Raw genomic sequence first — 18,842 nt, 5'->3', positions numbered from 1 at the left:
CGGCGGCGACGCTGCCCGGCGGCGACGCTGCCCGGCGGCGGCGCTTCCCGGCGGCGACGGAATGGAACGAGCGAAGGGCGGCGATGAGGCGGCGGACCGGACGGCGACCCGGCAACCCGGACACCCGGGCGGCGATCCTGGAGGCGGCGCGCGCCGCGTTCGCCGACCGGGGGTTCGACGCGACCTCGATCCGGGCCATCGCCGCCGCCGCGCAGGTCGACCCGGCGCTCGTGCACCACTACTTCGGCAGCAAGGACCAGCTCTTCCTGGCCGCGATGGAGGCGCCGGCCGACCCCCGGGAGGTGCTGCCGAGGGTGCTCGCCGGCGACCGCGAGCGCGTCGGCGAGCGACTGGTGCGCACCTTCCTCGGCGTCTGGGACTCGCCGGCCGGCGCGGCCGGGCTCGCGCTGCTGCGCTCGGCGGTCAGCAACGAGTGGACCGCCCGGCTGGTGCGGGAGTTCCTGACCACCCAGGTGCTCCGCCGGGTCCTCGACCACCTCGACATCGACCCGGCGGAGCTGCCGCTGCGCGGCTCACTGGTCGCCAGCCAGCTGGTCGGGCTGGCGATGATGCGGTACGTGGTCCGGCTGGAACCTGTCGCCTCCGCGGCGCCGGAGACGCTGGTCGCCGCCATCGGCCCGACGGTGCAGCGCTACCTCACCGGCGACCTGCCGGCCTGAGTCGGGACCGGGCCCCGGCCACCGGGACCTGCCGCCGGCGGTCCGGGGCGAGGGCTCGGCGTCGGCCGCCGTCCTAGAGCGCGGGCGGACGCGCCGGGAAGGCGGTCCCCTCCAGCTCCGCCTCCTCGGGGGTGCGGCTGCGGCCGAAGGCGTCCATCCTGCCCCAGCGGCCGGGGATGTTCAGCAGCTCGATACGCCCGATGCCGGTGGGCAGCTCCGGGTCGACGATGAGGTGTTCGCCGTGCGGGTCGAGGCCGAGCAGGACGCGCAACAGCAGCAGCGGGGCCCCCGTCGACCAGGCCTGTGGGCTGCAGGCGGTGGGGTACTCGACCGGGTACGTGGTGCGGGTTCGCGGGTAGCCGGCGAACGCCTCGGGCAGCCGGCCGTGGAAGTGCTCGGCGGCGTCGAGGATGCCCTGACAGATGGTGGCGGCCTCGCGGCGGAAGCCGTACCGCCACAGGCCCCAGGCGACGATGGAGTTGTCGAACGGCCAGACCGTGCCGACGTGGTAGCCGAGCGGGTTGTACCGGGCGCTGTCGGTGGCGAGGGTCCGCACCCCCCAGCCGGAGAAGAGCCGCGGGCTGAGCAGGAGTTCGGCCACCCGGCCGGCGCGGGACTCGTCGACGATGCCGCTCCACAACAGGTGCCCGATGTTGGACGACAGCGCGTCGACCTGACCGCCGTCGGCGTCGAGGGCGAGGGCGTAGTACTCCCCGTCGGCGATCCAGAACTCCTCGTTGAACCGGGCCTTGAGGTCGGCGGCCTCGCGTTCCAGGCGGTCCGCGTAGGCCGGGTCGTTCCAGAACAGGCGGGCCAGGCGAGCGCCACGCATCTTCGCGTCGTAGGCGTAGCCCTGCAGTTCACAGGTCGCCCGGGGGAAGCCGGGCAGGCGGCCGTCGCGGTAGGACACCGAGTCCGGGGAGTCCTACCAGCACTGGTTGGGCAGCCCGGTCGCGGGGTTGCGGGTCTGGTACCAGAGATATCCGGTGTCGAGGAGGTCACCGTAGGTGTCGATCCACCGCAGCGCGGCGCGGGCCTCGAACTCGTACGCCCGCACCAGGGTCGCGTCCCCGGTCCAGCGTTCGTACTCGTCGAGCAGGATCACGAACAACGGGGTGCTGTCGGCGGACCCGTAGTACGGGGAGTGCGGCTGCTCCTCGAAGCCCGCCGACTCGCCGTAGCGCAGCTCGTGCAGGATCTTGCCCGGTTCCTCGTCGGAGAAGTCGTTGACCCGGGTGCCCTGCGCGTAGACGAGGGTGCCGAGGGTGGCCGGCACGAGCTGCGGGGTGAACGGCAGGGCCTGCAGGCAGGTGAAGATGCTGTCGCGGCCGAACACGGTCATGAACCACGGCAGGCCGGCGGCGACCAGATGCGCGGCCATGGTGATCGACGTGTACCGCAGCGCCGCCAGGTCCACCAGGCTCCGCCGGTAGGTCGACATGATCGACGGGTTGTCGCTGCAGAGTCGCGGCGCCGCGGACGTCCACCGGCGCAGCTCCTCGTCCAGCTCGTCACGGGAGCGGGCGTGCCGCAACTTCACGGTGTCCCGGAAATCCCGTTCCTGCGCACCGAGCACGAGGGTTCGCACCTGCAGCCGTGTCTGCCACTCCCCCTGCGGCGGGACCCGGACCTGGAAGGTCATCCCGCTGGGATCGATGAGCGCGGCGGCGTCGGTGGAGATCACGGTTTCCCGGTGGAACCGGTCGCGCCGGTAGCGCAGCCGGAGCTGCCCCTCCTCCACGATCGCCGACACCGGCGCCTTCTTGGGCTGCGGGTTCTTGACCTCGAAGATGTCGGCGAAGTCGCTGCCCATGTCCACCCGCACCGTCACGTCCACCTCGCGGTCGCCGTGGTTGAGGACAGCGAGGTCCTCGACGAAGCTGCCGCCGATCATCCGGTTGCGGATCACCGACACCTTCGCGTCGACATAGTGGGTGGGTTCCCCGGGCACGAGGAAGAACCGGGTCTCGAAGTACCGGATGTCGTCGACCGACAGCGCGTGCAGGCGCTCCCCGTTCAGCCTCAGCCGCCAGGTGGACAGGAAGCGGGTGTCGTAGGAGAACAGGCCGGTCGGCACACTGGGCGACGGGTCGACGTCGCCCCGCTCGTCGCAGACGAGGAAGGTGTTGCCGTCCAGGATGCTGATCGATTTCCTCATCCCGGCGTCACCGGGGCCGTCTTCCGCAGCCGCTCCCGCCACACGGGCCCGTGCAGGGCCTGCCGCCGGGCGACCTCCCGTGGGTCGAGCGTGCCGGACGGCGCGGGGAAGAACCGCCGGAACGTCAGGACCAGACGGGGGTCACCGGCGGACGTCGCCTCGTTGCGGAACAGCGCGGCGATCAACGGCGTGTCACCGCGGATCAACCGCTCGAAGAACTCGTGCGTGGTCGTCATGACCGTGTCGGCGGGCTTCGCCTCCTGGGTGACGACGACCGCGTCCTCGGCGGTCATGTCCACGTACCAGTGATCGGTGTGACCGCCGTCGACGAGGTCGACGCGGATGCTTCCCCGGATCCGTGGCGGCAGATCCGCACGACCGCGTTGCCCCAGCCCGAGGAAGAACGCCTCGACGGCCCCACCCATACATCCCCCCACGCAGCTCACCGCAGTCTAGGCAGGCGCCGACGGTCTCGGGGTGGTTTCGCGGACCGTTGCGGACCGTCGCCGGCAGCGTGATCGCGCGGCGGCGGAACCTACCGGCGTCCCTCTCCGGCGCCGACGTGCGGGCAGAGCATCGGGTGCAGCAGCCGGGCCAGTTCGGCGTGGTCGGCCACCGGCCGGGGGAAGGCGAGCCGGGCCCGGCGCGGCGCGCCCGGCCGGCCGTACGCGACGAGCAGCCCGTACCGGTCGAGGCGCACCACCCGCGGCCCCGCGTCGGCACCGCCGTCGACCAGGCCGAGCTGCCGGCGCAGGTACGCCGACAGCTGCTCGGCGTGGTGGTCGGCGAGGTCGGCCAGCAGCGCCGCCTCGACCGGGTGCAGCGGATCCGGCTCGGCCTCGGCGTACGCCTCGGGGTCGACCCGCCGGACGGAGCCGGCGCGTTCCCAGCGGGCCTCGACCACCTCGAAGCGGAACAGCCGGAACCGGGTGCCGACGTCGAGCAGGTCACCGGTGGCGTCGACGGCGGCGAAGTCCACCGCCGCCGCCCGCGCCCCGGCGCCGTGCAGCTCCTCGGCCCAGCCGGAGACCCAGGCGCGGCCGAGCGCCGGCGCGCCGGCCGCCGGGGGCAGGTCGAGCACGTCCAGCACGATGGCCACGTCGGAGCCGCCGGCGGTGGGCCGCAGCGCGGCGGCGAGGTCGCTGACGACCGGCACCAGCAGCAGCACCCGGCCGTCGGGGTCGGTGACGTGCCGGACGTGGTGCGGGCCCGGACGGTGCGCCACGTGGACGAGGCCGGGCAGCCGGCCCGCGACGAGGGTACGGACGATCTCCGCGGGACTGGGCCGCATGGCACGACCTCCTCAGTAGGTTAGGCTCACCTAACTCAGAGCGTAGAGCACCGGCACCGCCGCGTCTACCTGGTCTGTTCGAGCCAGGAGGCGTAGAGCAGCCCGTACACCGACTCGGGGTCGCGGACCAGCTCCTCGTGCGGGCCACGCTGCACGATCCGGCCCCGGTCCACCACGATCACCTCGTCGGCGGCCTGCGCCGTGGAGAGCCGGTGCGCGATGGCGAGCGTCGTCCGGCCCCGGGTCACCGCGTCCAGGGTGCGTTGCAGCCGCACCTCGGTGGCCGGGTCGACCGCGCTGGTCGCCTCGTCGAGCACCAGCAGGTCCGGGTCGGCGACGTACGCCCGGGCCAGCGCGACCAGCTGCCGCTCGCCGACGCTGAGCGCCTCGCCGCGCTCCCCCACCGGCGTGTGCAGGCCGGCCGGCAGCCCGTCCAGCCAGTCCGCCAGCCCCAGCTCGGTGAAGGCGGCGGCCAGCTCGTCGTCGGTCAGGTCGGGACGGGCGAACCGGACGTTCTCCGCGACGGTGGCGTCGAACAGGAACCCGTCCTGCGGCACCATCACCACCCGCGAGCGCAGGGAGGCGAACCGCACCTCCCGCAGCGGGACCCCGGACAGCAGCACGTCCCCCTCGGTCGGATCCATCAGGCGGGTGAGCAGCTTCGCGAACGTGGTCTTGCCGCTGCCGGTCTCGCCGACCACCGCCACCCGGCTCTTCGCCGGAATGTCCACGTCGATGTCGTGCAGCACCGGCGCACCGCCCGGATAGGCGAACCCCACCCCGGCGAACCGGATGTCCAGCGGGCCCGGCGGCAGCTCCCGCCCCTGCTCGCCCGGGTCCGCGACGTCCGGCGCGACGTCCAGCACGTCGAGCACCCGGCGCCAGCCGGCGATCGCGTTCTGCGCCTCGTTGAGCACCTCGGTGGCGATCTGCACCGGCTGGATGAAGAGCGTGACCAGGAACAGGAACGCGGTCACCTCGCCGATGCTGAGCGTGCGGTCGGCGCCGAGCAGCACCCCGAGCAGCACGACACCGGCGAGGGCCACACCGGCCGCGATCTCGCCGACCGAGCTGCCCAGGATGCTGATCCGGATGGCCCGCTGCTGGGCCCGGCGCTGGTTGTCGATCGCCTCGTCCAGCCGCCGCGCGGTCCGCCCGGCGATCCCGTACGCCCGGATCACCGGCGCTCCGACCACGCTCTCGGCGATCGCGCCGAGCAGCGTGCCGGTGCGCTGCCGCACCACCCCGTACGCCCCGGCGAGGCGCTGCTGGACGCGCCGGATCACGAAGACCGCCGGGCCGAACGCGGCGAACACCACCAGGGTCAACTGCCAGGAGTACGCGAGCATGACGGCCGTGGTCACCACCAGCTGGCCGAGGTTGACCAGCAGGATCACGCCGCCCCACTGGAGGAACTGGGTGATCTGGTCGACGTCGCTGGTCACCCGGGACACCAGCGAGCCGCGCCGCTCGGACTGCTGGTGCAGCATCGACAGGTCGTGCACGTGCCGGAAGGCGCGGACCCGCACGTTGGCCAGCGCCGTCTCGCTGACCGTGAACAGCCGCCGCATCATCAGGTAGCCGCAGGTGGTGGTGACGACGAGCACCGCCGCCGTGACGGTCACGACCGTCCACACCACGCCCAGCTCGAGGCCGCCGGCGATGCCGTTGTCGATGCCCTGCTGCACCGCCACCGGCACGGCCGCCCGGCCGACCATGTAGACCAGCGCCAGGCCGAGCGTGCCGGCCAGCCCGACCCGCAGCTCCGGGGAGAGCGCCAGGCCGCGCCGCAGCGTCCGCCAGGTCGTCTCGGTCGCCTCCGGCGCCTCCGGGACCGTCACCGGTCCACCTCCATCTCCAGGCCGGACGCCAACGGTGGCGTGACCTCGTCGTCGTACGTGCGCTGCTCGGCCTGCTCGACCTCGGCCTGCTCGTACGCGGTGACCAGGTCGGCGTAGCCGGGGACGGTGGCGAGCAGCTCGGTGTGCGTGCCCCGGGCGACCACCCGGCCCTGCTCCAGGTAGATCACCTCGTCGGCGAGCGCGATGGTCGCCCGCCGGTACGCGACCACGAGGATCGACGCGGCCGCCGCACCCGGGTGGCCAGCCGGCGAGCGCAGCCCGGCCAGGATCGCGGCCTCCACCCGGGGATCGACCGCGCTGGTGGCGTCGTCGAGCACGAGCAGGCGCGGCCGGCCGGCCAGGGCGCGGGCCAGGGTGAGCCGCTGCCGCTGGCCGCCGGAGAGCGAGGTGCCCCGCTCACCCACCCGGGTGTCCAGCCCGTCGGGGAGGGCGGCGACGAAGCCGTCCGCCTCCGCCAGCCGCAGCGCCGCCCAGACGTCGTCGTCGCCGATGCCCGGCCGGTCGAGGGTGATGTTCGCGCGGACGGTGTCGTCGAAGACGAACGGCACCTGCGCGACGAGCGCGGCGGTGCCGGCGAGGGAGGCGGCGGTGAGGTCCCGCACGTCCACCCCGTCGATCGCGACGGTGCCGGTGCGCGGGTCGACCAGCCGGACGGCGAGTGAGGCGACGGTGGACTTGCCGGCGCCGGTCGGCCCGACGAGGGCGACCGTCTTCCCGGCCGGCACCGTGAAGCCGACCTCGCCGAGCACCTCCGCGCCGGGCAGGTGCGCCTCGACCGGTTCGTACGCGAAGTGGACGTCGGTGAAGGTGAGGGTGGCCGGCCGGGGGTCGGCGGGGTCGAGGACGCGGTCGCCGTACGGCATCTCGCCGCTCGCGTCGAGCACCCGCCGGACCCGGTCCCAGCCGGCGACGCTGCGCGGCAGCTCGGCCAGCACCCAGCCGATGGCGCGCACCGGGAACGCCAGCACGGTGAACAGGAACGCCACGCTGACCAGCTCGGCGACGCTGATCGCGCCCTGCCGCAGCCGGAAGGCGCCGACCACGAGCACCGCGAGCGTGCCGAGGCTCGGCAGGGTCTCCAGCATCGGGTCGAAGACGCCGCGCAACCGCCCGACCGACACCAGCGCGTCCCGCAGCTCGCGGGCGCGGGCGCCGAACCGGTCGGTCTCCTGCGCCTCGCGCCCCATGGTCTTGACCACCAGCGCGCCGTCGAAGCTCTCGTGGGCGATGCCGCTCACCTCGGCCCGCAGCCGCTGCGCCCGGGCCTGGCGGGGGGCCATCCGGCGGGAGTAGACGACGTTGAGCGCGAAGAGCGCCGGGAAGACGGCGAGACCGACCAGGGCGAGGGCCCAGTCGGTCACGAACAGCGACACCACCGCGCCGACCAGCATCACCAGCGTGCCGACGGCGAACGGCAGCGGCGCGATGGGGTACCACGCGGCCTCGACGTCCGAGTTGGCGTTGGAGAGCAGGGTGCCGGTGGCGTTGCGGTGGTGCCAGGACAGCGGCAGGTCGAGGTAGCGCCGGGTGACCCGGCGGCGGTAGGCGGCCTGGAGGCGGAACTGCATGTACCCGGCGCCGAGCCGCCGGCCGAAGATGCCGACCACCCGCAGCACGCTGATGCCGAACAGCGCGGCGGCGGCCAGGGCGAGCGCGCCGACCTCCACCGAGCCGTCCGCGATCGCCGGCACCACCACGTCGCCGACCACCGCGCCGACCACGTACGCGCTGGCGATGATCATCAGCCCGAAGAGCACGCTGCCGGTCACGGCGACCGCGAAGATCCGCGGCTGTTCCCGGATCGCCCGGCCGAGGACGGCCAGTCCCCGCCAGAGCACGTCCCGACTCGTCCCGCTCGCCACGCTCTCCCCCGCCGTAAGCCGCAATTATCTCTCCCATCCTTACGTGTCGGGGCCAGCTCCGCCGACCCGGGCGGGCATGTCCACCGTCACCTCTCCGGCCGGCGCGGACGGCCGGCGCGCACCGGCCACCCGGCACCGCGGGTCCGGGGACCCGCCGTGCGGGGTGACGGGGCCTACCATCGATGCCATGCCGCGGCACGCCCGATCGGAGCGCGAGGCGCTCGCCGATCTCCTGCAGACGCTCGGACCGGACGCACCGACGCTCAACGAGGGCTGGAGCACGCGGGACCTCGCCGCCCACCTGGTGCTGCGGGAGCGGCGCCCGGACGCCGCCGGCGGCATCCTGCTCACGCCGCTGCGGGGGTACGCGGAGCGGGTCCGCCGCCGCATCGCCGCCCGGCCGTGGCCCCAACTGGTCGACCAGGTGCGCCGTCCGCCGGTGTGGAGCCCGGTCAGCAATCCGGTGACCGACGAGCTGGCCAACACTCTCGAGTTCTTCGTCCATCACGAGGACATCCGCCGCGCCCGGCCGGACTGGCTGCCCCGCGACCTGCCGGTCGCGCTGCACCGGGCGCTGTGGAAGCGCGCCGCCCCGCTGGCCCGGGTGGCGCTGCGCCGCTTCCCGGCCGACGTGTTCGTCCAGGCGCCCGGGCACGGGGGGCTGTCGGTCGGCCGGGGCGGGGAACCGGTCCGGGTGGTGGGCGCGCCCGGCGAACTGGTGCTCTTCCTGACCGGTCGGCAGCGCGCGGCGCGGGTGCAGGTCGACGGGCCGACGCCCGTCGCCGACCGGCTGCGGGCCGCCCGGCTGGGAATGTAACGGAGTGTGCTCAAACGGTCACGCGACACTCCGGGACGCCTTCGCCCCACTGATCGCGGCCGATCCCGTCCTCCCGTACGCTGTGCCGCGCCGCCCGCCCCGGGGCGGCGCGACAGGGGGAGCACCATGCGGACCTTCGCGGTCTCGGCGCTTCATGAGCCGCCCTTCCCTGCCGGACCGCACGTCGAGACGGCGCGGCTGGAAGGGCAGAGCATCGCCTGGGCGCAACGCTTCGGACTGATCACTAGCGGGCACCGGCTCCGCCGGGCGGACGCCGCCGGCCTCGCCGGGCGCGCCTGTCCCGGTGGCCCCGTCGAACGGGTCCGCCTGCTGGCCGACCTGATCACCTGGTTGTTCGTCATGGACGACGCCTGCGACGAGGACGGTCTGGGTGCGTCGCCCACCCGCCTGGCCCCGACCGTCGCGGTGCTGCTCGACGTGCTGGACCGGCAGGGTGACCCGGGGGCGGCGCAGCCGACCGGCGCGGGCCCGCTGGGCGACGCGCTGGACGACCTCTGCCGGCGGGTCCGGCAGCTCGGCCCACCCGGCCTGCTGCTGCGGTTCACCAGCCAGGTCCGCGACTACCTGCTCGCACTGCTGTGGGAGGCGGCCAACCGGGAACACGGCCGGGTGCCCCTGCTCGACGAGTACGTGCAGATGCGCCGGCACACCGGCGCGGTGCAGCCGAGCTTCACGCTGACCGACCTCGCCGCCGGCGGGTTGCCGGGGCCGGGGCGGCGCGCCGATCCGGCGCTGGTCGCCCTCGACCTGCTCGCCGCCGACCTGGTCTGCTGGTGCAACGACCTCTTCTCGTACGGCAAGGAGACCCGCGACACCCGGGACGCGCACAATCTGGTGACCGTGCTGGTCGAGGGGTCCGGCGGCGACGAGGCGGTGGCGCTGCGGGCCGCGGCCGACCGGTTCAACGGGGCGCTGGCGGCGTACCTGGCGGCGGACTCGGCGCTCTGGGCGACCGGGGACGACGTGCTGCGGACGGTCCTGCGCAACCGCCGCGCCTGGATCCGCGCCACCTACGACTGGTCGCGGACGGCGGCCCGGTACGCCTGACCGGCAGTGTTCCACCAGGTGGGACGTGGGACGCTCCCGCGGGCAGGGCTAGCCGAGGCCCGGGGGCAGGCAATACTCTTCGGTAACGCACATTGGCGTGACGACCGTCACGCCACCACCCCCGAAGGCGGCTACAGCGATGGCTCTCGATGTACCGTACCGTTCCATCCCTGACATGTTTCTCAAGCGCGTCGCGGCGAGTCCCGACCGCCGCGCTTTCGGTCACCCGGGCCCGGACGACTCCCCGGTCTGGCTGACCTGGGAGCAGGTTGCCCACCGCGCCAAGGCGATCGCCGCCGGGCTGCACGGCCTGGGCGTCGGTCAGGAGGATCCGGTGGCGATCCTGGCGAACACCCGGCTCGAGTGGGTGCTCGCCGATTTCGGCATCATGTGTGCCGGCGGCGCGACCACCACCGTCTACCCCACCACCGAACCGGAGGACGCGACCTACATCATCGCCGACTCCGGCTCCCGGGTGTTGTTCGCCGAGAACCCGGCCCAGGCCGCGAAGATCGCCGGCGCGGAACTGCCGAGGCTCACCCACGTCGTGCTCTTCGACGGCGCGGCGGACCCGGCCGCGGCCGTACCGCAGCTCACCCTGGCCGAGCTCGAGGAGCAGGGCGCCCGCGCCCTCGCCGCCGAGCCCGACCTGATCGACATGCTGGTCGCCGGCATCGGTCCGGACCACCTGGCCACCCTCATCTACACCTCCGGCACCACCGGTCGCCCGAAGGGCGTCGAGCTGCTGCACGGCGGCTGGTGCTGGGAGGGCGTGGCACAGGCCGAGCTGGGTCTGCTGCGCGAGGACGACCTGCAGTACCTGTGGCTGCCGCTGTCCCACTCGTTCGGCAAGACGCTGCTCTGCGGGGCGACCCACGTCGGCCTGCCGACGTACGTCGACGGCCGGGTGGACAAGCTCGTCGAGCTGCTCGCGGTGGTCAAGCCGACGCTGATGTGCGGCGCCCCGCGCATCTTCGAGAAGGTCTACAACAAGGCGGTCACCACGGCCCAGGACGCCGGCGGCGCGAAGGCCAAGATCTTCGCCTGGGGCGTCCGGGTCGGCAAGGAGAAGGTCGCCCTGGAGCAGGCCGGCAAGCCGGTCCCGGGCGGGCTGAAGCTGAAGTACGCGGTGGCCGAGAAGCTGGTGTTCAGCAAGCTCCAGGCCCGCCTGGGCGGCCGGATCCGGGTGCTCGTCTCGGGCGCGGCGCCGCTCAGCCCCGAGATCGCCACCTTCTTCGCCGCCGCCAACCTGCCGATCTCCGAGGGCTACGGCCTCACCGAGACCAGCGCCGGCAACTTCGTCAACCCGCCGGACGGGCTCCAGATCGGCAGCGTCGGCAAGGCGATGGGCGACCTCGAGTGCCGGATCGACACCGACGGCGAGATCCTGATCAAGGGTCGGCCGGTGATGCGCGGCTACCACAACCTGCCCGAGGAGACCGCCGCCGCGTTCACCGAGGACGGGTACTTCCGCACCGGCGACATCGGCACGCTGGACGAGAAGGGCTACCTGCGGATCACCGACCGCAAGAAGGACCTGGTGAAGACGTCCGGCGGCAAGTACATCGCCCCGTCGCACATCGAGGGCATGTTCAAGGCGACCTGCCCGTACACGTCGCAGGCGGTGGTGATCGGGCAGGCCCGCAACTACTGCACCATGCTGGTCACCCTCGACCCGGACGCGATCAAGGGCTGGGCGGCCGGCACGCCGCTGGAGGGCCGCAGCTACGCCGAGATCGTCGCCTCGCCGGAGGCGCAGGCCATGGTCGACGAGTACGTCGCGCAGCTCAACAACAAGCTGAACCGGTGGGAGACGATCAAGAAGGTCACCATCCTGCCCCGCGACCTCACCATCGAGGACGGCGAGATCACCCCGTCGCTGAAGATCAAGCGGCGGGGCGTGGAGAAGAACTTCGCCGCGGAGATCGACCGGATGTACGAGGGCACGCTCGCCGAGCTCTGACCGGTCCGACCGGCGGCCCCGCACCCCGACCGGGGTGCGGGGCCGCCGCCGTACCGGGCCGGCTCACAGGTGGCGGCCCCGCCAGGCGGTCTGGTCGGCCTCCGCCGTCACCTGCTCCCGCAGCGCCACCTCCCGCACGTTTCGCCGCAGCGGCGCGTCGACGACGGTCTGCACGGCGACCAGCACCACGGTGGCCAGGGCGAGCACGGAGAGAGCGAGCATCTCCCCCAATGGGGCGGCCAGCGGCACCAGGACGGCGAGCAGCACCACCGCCGTCACCGACGGCCAGCGCACGGTCCCCAGCACCCGGAGGCCGAGTGCGACCAGGCCGAGCAGGTAGAGCGCGACGCCGCCGTAGAGCGCCAGCAGGTCCAAGCCGGGCAGCGGCAGCCCCCAGGTCGGCGTGGACGAATCGGCGCCCTCCTCCAACAGGCCCTTGAGGCCCAACGCGAGCAGGATGATCCCCGCCACCAGCACCGTGTGCAGGTAGGTGTACGCGTCCCGGGCAAGAGCGGCGCGGACTCTGGGAACCCGCGCCCGGTGCAGCGTCTGCTCGGAGGCCAGCGCCAGCGTGTCGAAGTACGCCCACCACAGGGCGGCCACCACGGCGATGCCGAGCAGCGCCGCGATGATGATCGGCCAGCTCAACGGCAGTCCGGCGGTGAAGCCGGGTCCGATCCCGAGGGCGATGATCGTCTCGCCGAGGGCCACCAGGACGATCAACGCGTGCCGCTCCGCCCAGTGCCCGGCGGACAGCACAGTCCAGCCGGTGCCGGGCAGGACCAGTCCCGACCCGTACTCGACGCCGATGGCGGCGAACCAGAGCGCGAGCCGGACGACGTGCTCGACGCGGTCCTCGGCGAACCGCTGCGGCAGCACCGCGGCGATGAGGAGGAATCCGGTGGCCGCCAGCACCGGCACCACCGGCAGAAACCGACGTAACCGCGAGCGCTCCTGCCGGACCATCCAGCCGAAGACCGCCACCTGGCTTATCCGGATCACGAAGTAGCAGACCGCGAACACCAGTGGCCCGGGCAGGCCGCCGGGCAGGTCCCGGAACGCCTTCGGCATCGCGAGAGCGAACACGAAGGCCGTGGCCGTGGCCGCGAACCCGACGAACGGGACGACGCCCTGATCCGTACGGACGAGGTTGCCCAGCACCGCGAAGCCGGTCCAGGCCCACCACAGCAGGGCCAGCACCAGCAGGCCCTGCACCAGGCCGCGCAGGGTCGGGTTGCCGGCAACGGCCGTGGTGACGTTGAGGAAGGCGAAGACGAACACCAGGTCGTAGAAGAGCTCCAGGCGGGTGGTCCGGGAGCCCGGCGCGCTGGGCTGGACGCCGCGCGGCCATGGCGTCCCCCGAACGCTCTCCACCTGCGTAGTCTGTCAGCCGAGGCGCTGCGGGCAGGCAGGATTGACCGACCGGCGACCGCCGCGAAGCCCCCGGTGCCCACCGGTGTGCGTCGCACCGGGGCGGCCTCACGCGATGACCGTCGGCTCCCGCCACTGCGGACGGCCGGCGCGGTCCAGGTCGTACCGGACGGCGGCGATCCGGCCGACCGCCTCCACCAGGTCCGCGACGGGCAGGGTGAACGGCAGCCGGAGGAAGCGCTCCAGCGTGCCGTCCAGGCCGAACCGGGGGCCGGGCGCCAGGCGTACGCCGACCTCCTCGGCGGCCCGGGCGAGGGCGCTGGAGATCGGCCCGTCGAGTTCGGCCCAGAGGGTGACCCCGCCGTGCGGCACGGTCACCCGCCAGTCCGGCAGGCGCTCGGCGAGGGCGTCGAGCAGCGCGTCGCGCTGCGCGGTGAGCTGCGCCTGGCGGGCCGCCACGATCGCCGGGGCCTGGGCGAGCAGGTGGACGGCGACCAACTGGTCCAGCACCGGGCTCGCCATGTCGACCCCGACCCGGGCGGCGGCGAGGCGCTGCACCTGCGGGGCGGACGCCCGGATCCAGCCGATGCGCAGGCCACCCCAGAACGGCTTGCTCATCCCGCCCACCGTGACGACCCGGGAGTGCCGGTCGAAGCTCGCCGTCGGCGGCGGCACCACCGTGCCGTCCAGCGGCAGGTCCACGAAGGACTCGTCGATGATCAGGTCGGTGCCGACGGCGTGCGCGGTGGCGACCAGCCGCTCCCGCAGCGGCGCCGGCATCAGGTGGCCGGTCGGGTTCTGGAAGTCGGGGATCAGGTAGGCGAGCTTGGGCCGGCCCTGCCGCAGTGTGCCGAGGAGCAGGTCGGCGTCCCAGCCGGGCTCGTCGAGGGCGAGGCCGTGGGTGGTGATCCGCGCCCGCCGGGCGGCGAGGGCGGCGAGCGCGTTCGGGTAGCTGGGCGCCTCGACCAGGACGCTGCCGCCGGGGCTGTGCGCGAGCCGGAGGACCAGGTCCAGGGCGTGCTGGGTGCCGCTGGTGACCATGATCTGGTCGGGCGAGGTGGGCAGGCCCCGCTGGGCGTACGCGTGGGCGATCGCCTCCCGCAGCTCGATGATGCCGGTCGGGTGGTAGCCGGCGCCGCCCAGGTAGCACGGAAGGTCCTCGGTGGCGGCGCGGGCGGCGGGCAGCAACTCGGGCGGGGCGGCGAGCGCGGCGACCCCGAGGTCGATCATGTCGCGGTCGTCGAGGGGGGTCCACAGGCCGGTGCCGGCCATCCGGTGGTTGCCGGGGAGCATGGTCCAGCTGCCGGCGCCGCGCCGGCTGGCCAGGTGGCCGCTCTCCCGCAGTTCCCGGTAGGCGGCGGTCACCGTGGTGCGGCTGATCCGCAGGGCCTCGGCGAGCTCGCGTTCGGCGGGCAGGCGTACGCCCAGCGGCAGCCGGCCGTCGGCGAGCAGCCCACGGACGGCGGCGGCCAGCGCGGCGTAGTCGGGGCTGCGCCGGCGGCCCGGCAACGCGTGCCACTGGCCGAGCAACCGGGCCAATTGGACGCCGCGTACCTGACTGGTCATAGCCACTCCCGCGATATTGGCTCTTCTCTCTCAGCAATTGGCACCTAGGGTGGCATGCGTGGCTGCGATTGGCAATCTCCGGTACCGGCCGGCACGACGGCTGGCCCAGCTCTACGCCGGGCTCGTCCTCTACGGCGTGAGCATGGCCCTGATGATCCGCTCCGGCCTCGGCCTGGATCCGTGGGACGTCTTCCACCAGGGCATCTCGGAGCGGACCGGGCTCTCCTTCGGCACGGTGACCATCGCGATCGGCGCGCTCGTGCTGCTGCTGTGGATTCCGCTGCGGCAGCGGCCGGGCGTCGGCACGGTGAGCAACGTGGTGGTGATCGGCCTGGTCGTCGACGCCACGCTGCCGCTGCTGCCGCCGGACCTGCCATTCACCGCCCGGGTGGTCCTGCTGACCAGCGGGATCGTCGCCAACGGCGCGGCCACCGGGCTCTACATCGGCGCGCGGCTCGGCCCCGGCCCGCGGGACGGCCTGATGACCGGGTTCGTCGCCCGCCGACCCCGCTTCTCGATCCGGCTGGTCCGCACCGCCATCGAGGTGACCGTGCTGGCGCTGGGCTGGCTGCTCGGCGGCACGGTCGGCGTCGGCACGGTGGCGTACGCGCTGACGATCGGGCCGCTGACCCAGTTCTTCCTGCCCCGCGTGACGGTTCCCCTCCCGTCACCCCCGCCGGCGACCGCCACCCCGACCCCGGCCACCCCCTGAAGCTCGCGGTCACGCACTCCCGGCCTCCCGTTGCGCCGGTTCGGCGCGGCCGAAAACGCAAGATCGCGCAGGGTGATCAGAGGGTGACGGGCGGGTGGCCGGTGGGGGTCGGGTGTTTCCTTTCCCCGGGGCGGCCGGCAGAATCTGGCCATGGTGGAGAACCGCTGGCGGTGGACCGACGCCTGGATCTTCGTCTCGTTGGTGATCGCGAGTGGTGCCGGCCGGCACCGCCGGGCCGCGTCGAGCCGTCGACCCGAAGGGGTCCGCCTCGCCGACGTGCTCTCCACCGCCGACCACCTCAACCAGTCGATCCCGGAACGGCACGACGTCGAGATGGCCGTCCGCCGCCTGGCGGGCGCGGGGCTGGTGAGCGTCACCGACGGCTGGTTCCGCATCACCCCCGACGGCGAGCACCTCTGGCGCACCCGCCCGAACGCCGGGCTGGCCACCACGGTCGACGCGGTCCAGAGCGCGCTCAGCCGCCGCCACACGCCCGGCGACGCGGAGTGGCACCTGGACGAGGCCGACCACGCGGCGGCCGTGCAGGAGTACGTGGTGCGGTCGATCCCGGCGCCTCGCCGCTCTCCCGAGAACCACGCCCGCCGGGAGTGACGGGCGCGCGCGGTCCGCGTACGCGAGACGGCGCGCCGGACCGCGACGGCGGTCAGCGGACGGGGTGGCCCGCCCCGCGCAGCGCGTCCTTCACCTGGGCGACGCTCAGCTCGCCGAAGTGGAAGACGCTCGCGGCGAGCACCGCGTCCGCGCCGGCGCCGATCGCCGGCGGGAAGTGGGCGACCTCGCCCGCGCCGCCGCTCGCGACGACCGGAACGTCGACCACCTGCCGTACCGCCCGGATCAGGTCGAGGTCGAAGCCGGCCTTGGTGCCGTCGGCGTCCATCGAGTTGAGCAGGATCTCGCCCGCGCCCAGCTCGGCGCCCCGCCGCGCCCACTCGACGGCGTCGATGCCGGTGCCGCGCCGGCCGCCGTGGGTGGTGACCTCGAACCCGCTGGGCGTGGTGCCGGCCGGAGCGCGGCGCACGTCGAGCGAGAGCACCAGCACCTGCCGGCCGAAGCGGTCGGCGATCTCGGCGATCAGCTCCGGACGGGCGATGGCGGCGGTGTTCACGCCGACCTTGTCCGCACCGGCGCGCAGGAGGGTGTCGACGTCCGCGACCTGCCGCACCCCACCGCCGACGGTCAGCGGGATGAAGACCGACTCGGCCGTGCGGCGGACCACGTCCAGCATCGTGCCGCGGTCGCTGGCGGAGGCGGTGACGTCGAGGAAGGTCAACTCGTCGGCGCCGGCGCGGTCGTACGCCGCGGCCAGCTCGACCGGGTCGCCGGCGTCCCGCAGGTCGAGGAAGTTGACGCCCTTGACGACCCGCCCGGCGTCCACGTCCAGACAGGGGATGACCCGTACCGCCACCGTCATGCCGCGAGCCTATCCAACGCACCTCCGCCGGTGGCCGACCTGTGAGGCCGGCCACCGGCGGGTGCGTCGTGTTAACAAGGGGCCCTTCCTCTACCGCAGGCGTTAAGAGGGGGCCCTTCCTTACACCTTCACGAGCATTTTGCCCAGGTTCTCGCCGCGGAGCAGGCCGAGGAAGGCCGCCGGGGCGTTCTCGATGCCGTCGACGACCGTCTCGTCGTACGCGAGCTTCCCGTCGCGCAGCCACCCGGCGACCTCCCGCACGAACTGGTCGCGGAGGTGGCCGTGGTCGCCGACGAGGAAGCCGCGCAGGGTGAGCCGCTTGCCGATGAGCAGCGCGAGGTTGCGGGGCGCGGCCGGCGGCTCGGTGGCGTTGTACTGCGCGATCATGCCGCAGACGGCCGCCCGGCCGTGCGGGCGCATCGCGCCGATGGCGGCCTCCAGGTGCTCGCCGCCGACGTTGTCGAAGTAGACGTCGATGCCGTCCGGCGCGGCGGCCCGCAGCTGCTCCCGCACCGGGCCGTCGTGGTAGTCGAAGGCGGCGTCGAAACCGAGGGCCTTCAGCCGGTCGACCTTCGCCGGGGACCCCGCGCTGCCGACCACCCGGGCGGCGCCCTTGAGCTTGGCGATCTGCCCGACCACGCTGCCCACCGCACCGGCCGCGCCGGAGACGAACACGGTCTCCCCCGGCTTCATCGCGGCCACGTCGAGGAGACCGGCGTACGCGGTGAGCCCGGTCATACCGAGCACACCCAGGTACGCCGTGACCGGGGCCAGGTCCGGGTCGACGGTGCGGGCGGCCTTGGCGTCGAGCAGCGCGTACTCCCGCCAGCCGAGCCCGTGCAGCACGGTGTCGCCGGGCGCGAACCCGTCGGCCTCGCTGGCCACCACCTCGCCGACCGCGCCGCCGTCCAGCGGCGCGTCCAGGGCGAACGGGGCCACGTACGACTTGACGTCGTTCATCCGCCCGCGCATGTACGGGTCGACGGACAGGTACGTGTTGCGGACCACGATCTGGCCCGGCCCCGGGGTCGGGATGTCGGTGGTGACGAGGCGGAAGGTGTCCTCGGTCGGCCACCCCTGTGGGCGGGCGGCCAGGTGGATCTCACGGTTGGTGGTCATGGGCGTCCTTTCGTCGTACGCGGGCGGGGGCGTCGTGGCGTCACGCCGCCAGCGCCTCGCGGACGCGCAGGGCAACCTCGACGTTCCCGCGGGTCGCGTTCGAGTACGGGCAGACCTGGTGGGCCTGGGCGACCAGCTGCTCGGCGGCCTCCCGGGGCACGGCCGGCAGGTCGACCACGAGGGCCACGGTCAGCCCGAAGCCGCCGCTGCCGTTCGGCCCGATGCCGACCTCCGCCTCGACGAGGGAGCCGGTGACGTCGGCCTTCGCCCGACGGCCGACCAGGCGCAGCGCCGAGTGGAAGCAGGCCGCGTAGCCAGCGGCGAACAGCTGCTCCGGGTTGGCGGCGTCGCCCGACCCGCCCATCTCCTTGGGCACGGCGAGGTCCAGGGCGACGGTGCCGTCGGAGGTGCGGACGTGACCGTCGCGGCCGTCGCCGCTGGCCGTGGCGTGGGCGGTGTAGAGCACCTGCATGGTCGTCACTGCTCCTTCTGTCGGTGGATCGTCTCGGTGACCCGGGTGAGGGTGTCGCGCAGCGCGACGAGGTCGTCGGCGGTCAGCCCGGTCGCCCGGGCCACCCGCTGCGGCACGTCGGCCATGCGCTCGCGCAGGGCCCGCCCCTGCGCGGTCAGCTCGACCACCACCCGCCGCTCGTCGACCGCGGACCGCCGCCGGACCACCAGGCCCGCCCCCTCCAGCCGCTTGAGCAGCGGGGAGAGCGTGCCGGAGTCGAGGTGCAGCCGGTCGCCGAGCGCGGAGACCGTGGGCGCCTCGTCGTGCTCCCACAGGACCAGCAGCACCAGGTACTGCGGGTAGGTCAGGCCGAAGCCGTCGAGGATGGGCCGGTACACGTCGGTGAGGGCGCGCGACGCGGCGTAGAGCGCGAAGCACACCTGCCGCCGCAGCACCAGATCATCGGTCACCACAGAACCGTAGCGCACAA

Annotated in this window: 16 protein-coding genes and 1 pseudogene; 6 read left to right on the top strand and 11 right to left on the bottom strand. The window is 73.7% G+C overall.

From position 1 onward, the window contains the following. Nucleotides 1-83: 83 nt before the first annotated feature. Entirely contained in the window at nt 84-680 is a 597-nt protein-coding gene (locus tag ACN26Y_RS16650; protein ID WP_155331152.1) for a TetR family transcriptional regulator, read from the top strand. A gap of 73 nt (nt 681-753) precedes the next feature. Here the strand turns inward: ACN26Y_RS16650 and ACN26Y_RS16645 are convergent. From ACN26Y_RS16645 to ACN26Y_RS16625, 5 genes and pseudogenes are all read right to left on the bottom strand, one after another. Beyond that, nucleotides 754-2,838 (bottom strand): annotated as a pseudogene (locus tag ACN26Y_RS16645) (glycogen debranching N-terminal domain-containing protein). After that, nucleotides 2,835-3,263 (bottom strand): SCP2 sterol-binding domain-containing protein, encoded by a 429-nt coding sequence (locus tag ACN26Y_RS16640; protein ID WP_155331150.1) that lies wholly within the window; start codon nt 3,261-3,263, stop codon nt 2,835-2,837. Before ACN26Y_RS16640 ends, ACN26Y_RS16645 begins: the two are co-directional and overlap by 4 nt. Nucleotides 3,264-3,373: 110 nt before the next feature. Next, nucleotides 3,374-4,129: a DUF2470 domain-containing protein gene (locus ACN26Y_RS16635; protein ID WP_155331149.1), complete on the bottom strand. Its 756-nt coding sequence runs from the start codon at nt 4,127-4,129 to the stop codon at nt 3,374-3,376. A 65-nt stretch (nt 4,130-4,194) separates the two neighbouring features. Further along, nucleotides 4,195-5,970, bottom strand: a complete 1,776-nt coding sequence (locus ACN26Y_RS16630) for an ABC transporter ATP-binding protein (protein ID WP_155331148.1) — start codon at nt 5,968-5,970, stop codon at nt 4,195-4,197. Next, complete coding sequence (locus ACN26Y_RS16625; RefSeq protein WP_155331147.1) at nt 5,967-7,853, bottom strand: ABC transporter ATP-binding protein; 1,887 nt, start codon at nt 7,851-7,853, stop codon at nt 5,967-5,969. Before ACN26Y_RS16625 ends, ACN26Y_RS16630 begins: the two co-directional genes overlap by 4 nt. A 187-nt stretch (nt 7,854-8,040) precedes the next feature. Here ACN26Y_RS16625 and ACN26Y_RS16620 point away from each other — a divergent pair, with 187 nt between their 5' ends. The 3 genes from ACN26Y_RS16620 to ACN26Y_RS16610 all read left to right on the top strand — a co-directional run bounded on the left by ACN26Y_RS16620 (nt 8,041) and on the right by ACN26Y_RS16610 (nt 11,701). After that, a complete protein-coding gene (locus ACN26Y_RS16620) occupies nt 8,041-8,670 on the top strand; it encodes a TIGR03085 family metal-binding protein (RefSeq protein WP_155331146.1) in 630 nt (209 codons plus the stop codon). A gap of 126 nt (nt 8,671-8,796) precedes the next feature. Beyond that, nucleotides 8,797-9,738, top strand: a complete 942-nt coding sequence (locus ACN26Y_RS16615) for a terpene synthase family protein (protein WP_155331145.1) — start codon at nt 8,797-8,799, stop codon at nt 9,736-9,738. Between the two features lie 139 nt (nt 9,739-9,877). Beyond that, complete coding sequence (locus ACN26Y_RS16610; protein ID WP_155331144.1) at nt 9,878-11,701, top strand: AMP-dependent synthetase/ligase; 1,824 nt, start codon at nt 9,878-9,880, stop codon at nt 11,699-11,701. Nucleotides 11,702-11,764: 63 nt separating this feature from the next. Here the strand turns inward: ACN26Y_RS16610 and ACN26Y_RS16605 are convergent, their stop codons facing one another. Then, nucleotides 11,765-13,075 (bottom strand): low temperature requirement protein A, encoded by a 1,311-nt coding sequence (locus tag ACN26Y_RS16605; protein WP_155331143.1) that lies wholly within the window; start codon nt 13,073-13,075, stop codon nt 11,765-11,767. 105 nt (nt 13,076-13,180) lie between these two features. After that, the gene (locus ACN26Y_RS16600; protein ID WP_155331142.1) at nt 13,181-14,638 is read right to left on the bottom strand and encodes a PLP-dependent aminotransferase family protein; all 1,458 of its coding nucleotides are present in this window, start codon (nt 14,636-14,638) and stop codon (nt 13,181-13,183) included. Nucleotides 14,639-14,696: 58 nt separating this feature from the next. Here ACN26Y_RS16600 and ACN26Y_RS16595 point away from each other — a divergent pair, with 58 nt between their 5' ends. Beyond that, the gene (locus tag ACN26Y_RS16595; RefSeq protein ID WP_422732979.1) at nt 14,697-15,350 is read left to right on the top strand and encodes a YczE/YyaS/YitT family protein; all 654 of its coding nucleotides are present in this window, start codon (nt 14,697-14,699) and stop codon (nt 15,348-15,350) included. Between the two features lie 150 nt (nt 15,351-15,500). Continuing rightward, the gene (locus ACN26Y_RS16590) at nt 15,501-15,962 is read left to right on the top strand and encodes a hypothetical protein (RefSeq protein WP_155331140.1); all 462 of its coding nucleotides are present in this window, start codon (nt 15,501-15,503) and stop codon (nt 15,960-15,962) included. Nucleotides 15,963-16,014: 52 nt separating this feature from the next. Here ACN26Y_RS16590 and hisF read toward each other — a convergent pair whose 3' ends face one another. The 4 genes from hisF to ACN26Y_RS16570 form a co-directional block, all read right to left on the bottom strand. Then, entirely contained in the window at nt 16,015-16,782 is a 768-nt protein-coding gene (gene hisF / locus ACN26Y_RS16585) for an imidazole glycerol phosphate synthase subunit HisF (RefSeq protein ID WP_366598997.1), read from the bottom strand. A 120-nt stretch (nt 16,783-16,902) separates the two neighbouring features. Continuing rightward, a complete protein-coding gene (locus ACN26Y_RS16580; RefSeq protein WP_422732978.1) occupies nt 16,903-17,901 on the bottom strand; it encodes an NADP-dependent oxidoreductase in 999 nt (332 codons plus the stop codon). 40 nt (nt 17,902-17,941) lie between these two features. Then, nucleotides 17,942-18,373, bottom strand: coding sequence for an organic hydroperoxide resistance protein (locus ACN26Y_RS16575; protein WP_155334118.1), 432 nt, complete (start codon nt 18,371-18,373; stop codon nt 17,942-17,944). A gap of 5 nt (nt 18,374-18,378) precedes the next feature. Continuing rightward, a complete protein-coding gene (locus tag ACN26Y_RS16570; protein ID WP_422732977.1) occupies nt 18,379-18,822 on the bottom strand; it encodes a MarR family winged helix-turn-helix transcriptional regulator in 444 nt (147 codons plus the stop codon). Nucleotides 18,823-18,842: the final 20 nt, after the last annotated feature.

Origin of the sequence: Micromonospora sp. WMMD558 (genome assembly GCF_049315255.1) — a bacterium.
GTDB lineage: Bacteria > Actinomycetota > Actinomycetes > Mycobacteriales > Micromonosporaceae > Micromonospora.
This window is presented reverse-complemented; position numbering and strand designations above follow the sequence as displayed.